The sequence below is a fragment of the Streptomyces sp. NPDC047042 genome, from assembly GCF_040644035.1.
In the GTDB taxonomy this organism is placed as follows: domain Bacteria; phylum Actinomycetota; class Actinomycetes; order Streptomycetales; family Streptomycetaceae; genus Streptomyces.
Genome location: NZ_JBEYVP010000105.1, coordinates 1 through 2,904 on the forward strand (window position 1 = coordinate 1; position 2,904 = coordinate 2,904).

The 2,904-nt window shown below is 70.6% G+C and carries 5 protein-coding genes and 1 pseudogene; all 6 read left to right on the forward strand.

Features of this window, described 5'->3' with window-relative positions:
- The coding region (locus tag ABZ855_RS48185; protein ID WP_360820400.1) for an SH3 domain-containing protein at positions 1-256 on the forward strand (256 nt) is incomplete at its 5' end.
- Positions 257-357: 101 nt separating this feature from the next.
- On the forward strand, positions 358-825 hold the full coding sequence (locus ABZ855_RS48190; protein ID WP_360820402.1) for a hypothetical protein: 468 nt from the start codon (positions 358-360) through the stop codon (positions 823-825).
- Positions 822-1,278, forward strand: a pseudogene (locus tag ABZ855_RS48195) (hypothetical protein). The gene ABZ855_RS48190 and the pseudogene ABZ855_RS48195 overlap by 4 nt, the downstream one beginning before the upstream one ends.
- A gap of 11 nt (positions 1,279-1,289) precedes the next feature.
- Positions 1,290-1,817: a hypothetical protein gene (locus ABZ855_RS48200; protein WP_360820405.1), complete on the forward strand. Its 528-nt coding sequence runs from the start codon at positions 1,290-1,292 to the stop codon at positions 1,815-1,817.
- Entirely contained in the window at positions 1,748-2,599 is an 852-nt protein-coding gene (locus ABZ855_RS48205) for a winged helix-turn-helix transcriptional regulator (RefSeq protein WP_360820408.1), read from the forward strand. Before ABZ855_RS48200 ends, ABZ855_RS48205 begins: the two co-directional genes overlap by 70 nt.
- Positions 2,596-2,850: a hypothetical protein gene (locus ABZ855_RS48210; RefSeq protein ID WP_360820411.1), complete on the forward strand. Its 255-nt coding sequence runs from the start codon at positions 2,596-2,598 to the stop codon at positions 2,848-2,850. The genes ABZ855_RS48205 and ABZ855_RS48210 overlap by 4 nt, the downstream gene beginning before the upstream one ends.
- Positions 2,851-2,904: the final 54 nt, after the last annotated feature.

Genomic DNA, 2,904 nt, shown 5'->3' on the forward strand with positions numbered 1-2,904 from the left:
GGCGGCGCCCGCATCGTCGTGCACCAGCAACCCGTACCTGCCCTGGGCGGTCCACGGCACCCACGCCGTGACCATCCGTTCGACGGCCACGACCGCGTCCACCGCTGCCGGCATCCTCTACCCGTCGCATCGGTTCACGGTGCACAAGACCACCAAGGGTGCGAAGTGGGTGTACGTCACCGACAAGACCACCAGGGTCAAGGGCTGGGCGTCCGGCCGATATGTCTACCGCGACGTCCGCATGTGTCTTTCCTGACGAGCGCACGGCAGCAACCGGTCAGCAATTAAGCCGAGTTGGCCACTTCTTTGAATTGTCGTACCAATGGGGCCGGTGTGCCCTGCCGCCAAGGAGTTTTCTTGTCCGACGAGATAACCGACGGCACCGTCGATGTCGTGGACGTGCTCACCGAACAGATCGAATCCCGCTTCGGGCTCAGCATGGAGCAGCTGAAGGCCGCCGTCACCGAGGCGCCGGCCGCCAATCCTGACGCCACCGACCTCGTCAAGTGGCACGGGCTTCTCCTGGAATCCCAGACGGTCCTCGACCGCGCGGAGCACGACCTCCTGGCCGTACTGGAGACCGAGCCCGCCCACGTCTTCGACCCGACGCATGCCCTGGTCCGCCGCGTCGAAGCAGCCGTACTCGCGCGCGACGGGCGAGCTCAGGCCGTGCGGTGGTATCTCGACCCGACGGCTCCCGGGAAGCAGGGCCTCGCCGCCGAACGGCTGGCCCGCTTCCGCGCCACCCCAGGCCAGGCCGTACCGACCAGCGCCCCGCCCCGGCCGGCCAACGCTCCGCAGGCTGCAAAGGGCGTGACGCGGTGAATACCGAGCGTAGGCCCAGCTCCGTGGACAGCCGCCTGCAGCAGGTCTTCGACGCTCCGCTCGATGAGCTGTACGGGACGGCCGTTCACCCCGATGCTTCCCCGGCTCTGGGCCGCGCGCTGGAGCTGCGGTCCTTCCTCGCCCTGGCCGAGGAAGGAGCAGGTCGCCCAGGTCCGCGACCGCGTCCACGAAACCATGGCACCGGATCGAGACATGGGTGAACTGTCCGCGGAGGACCTGCGGATGGACGCGCTGTGGCTGGACGCGGCGCTCGACGCCCGCGAGGGCTACTGCGTTGCGATCGATGACCTGCTGCGCACCATGCTGGCCCCGCTCCAGCCCTCCCGGCCTGTCCGCAGAACACAGCCGACGCTCACCACGACCCTGCCCCCCGCCGCTGTCGTCGTCCTGGCACCCCCGGGTGCCGGGGCGGCCCCCACCCGCCGGCCGTAAAGCCGCCGGCCTTGTCCCACCCGACGTCCACCGACATCGCCGGACGCATCGAGGACCTGCACGGCGCCCCGCTCGCCGACCTCGCCACCCACGCGCAGGACCAGCCGCCCGGCATGCTCTCCGCTCTCCTCGGCCTGCACCACAGCCTCGCCCTCGCCGAGCGGAGCATCACCTCCCACCGCGACCGGCTCGCCCAACTCGTCCATCCCGACCACCAGATCGGCGCACACGAGGTCTCGCACGTTCTCGACTGCGCCCGCCGGCTCGCCGAAGCGGTCGCCGTCCGAGACGTCCAGGCCGCAACGGGTCTGACCGTGCTCCAGAGCCTGGGCCGCGTCACCTCACCCGACCCCGGCCGCAACCCCCCGCGCCCACCATCGCCGCGCCCGCCATGGCGGCGACGAGCACCGCTCCGAGCCGCTGACCCCTTGCGGGCCTACCCCTCTTCCGTCATCCAGGAGTTGCTCCCTTGGCCCTCACCGGTCTGCCGCCCGACACCGACGCCGACATCGCCCGGGTCTCCCAGGCCCTCGCCATGATCACTCCGCGCTGGAACGCGCGGATCCTGCTCGCCCTCGACGGGCAGCCGTTGCGCTACAAGGAGATCGCGCGCAAGGTGTCCTGGCTGCTCAATGGCCAACTGCATCTCAAATTGGGGCAGTTGTGCGATGCCGGCCTCGTCCAGCGCACCGAGCACACGACCCGGCACGTCACCTACGGCCACACCGACCGCGCAGTCGCGCTGCTGCCGGTCCTGCCGCTGATCGTTACCTGGGCTGAGAAGAACCTGGAGAAGCCGGAGAGGCCGCTGCCCGCCATCGAGCAGATCGAGGACGGCCTCACGCTCCTGACCCGGCGGCACGCCGCCGCGCTCCTGTGGGTTCTGAAGGCCCGGGGGGAGAGCAGCGGCAGGTCCTTGGCGAGGATGGTCATGCCCGACAGCGACTGGACCAACGTCTACCCGCCGCTGCGCCAGCTCGTCGCCGACGGACTCGTCGACACCGACGGCATCGGGCAGCCCTACCGCCTGTCCGCCGCCGGCGACAGTCTCGGGCCCATCCTCGGCGCATTGTCCGCATGGTCCGCAGGACAGCCCCTGAGGCAGGCCGCACACCATCCGGTCTGGGGACGGCCGGAGGCCATGCCCGCGGCACAGAAGTGGGTCAGCAACCCGTCGAGGCTTCCCGCCCCGACCGCCACGCCCGCGCCGACCACAGCCCGCCAGAGCCCATCACCGGCCTGGAAGCACGGCGGCCTCTTTTCGCACGCAGTCCCCGCCCGCCCGACGGCGGCACTCCCGGCCGGAGGACCGCGCCGATGACCGCCGTCTCCACGACCCACCTCCAGCCCGCCCACGCCGCATTGTCCTCTCGCGCCCTTATCCGCCTGATCACCGAGATCGACGACAACGGCCCCCTCCCGCTGCGCGCGCTGGACCGCACCCTCACCGATGTCCCTGTGCACCACCTGCGCCACAGCGCCGAGCGGGCCCGCGTTCTCGGACTCGTCCACGTTCAGCCCGGCGCCGGCCTTAGAGGTCCTAACAAAGGCGTTGGACGTGGCGGTGGGTGATCAGACAGGTGGCGAGGCCGAGGAACGCTTCGTGGATGTCATCGCGTCTCTCCC

Coding starts and splice junctions, on each gene's coding strand:
- ABZ855_RS48210 (WP_360820411.1), top strand. CDS start 2,596: ATGACCGCCGTCTCCACGACCCACCTCCAGCCCGCCCACGCCGCATTG.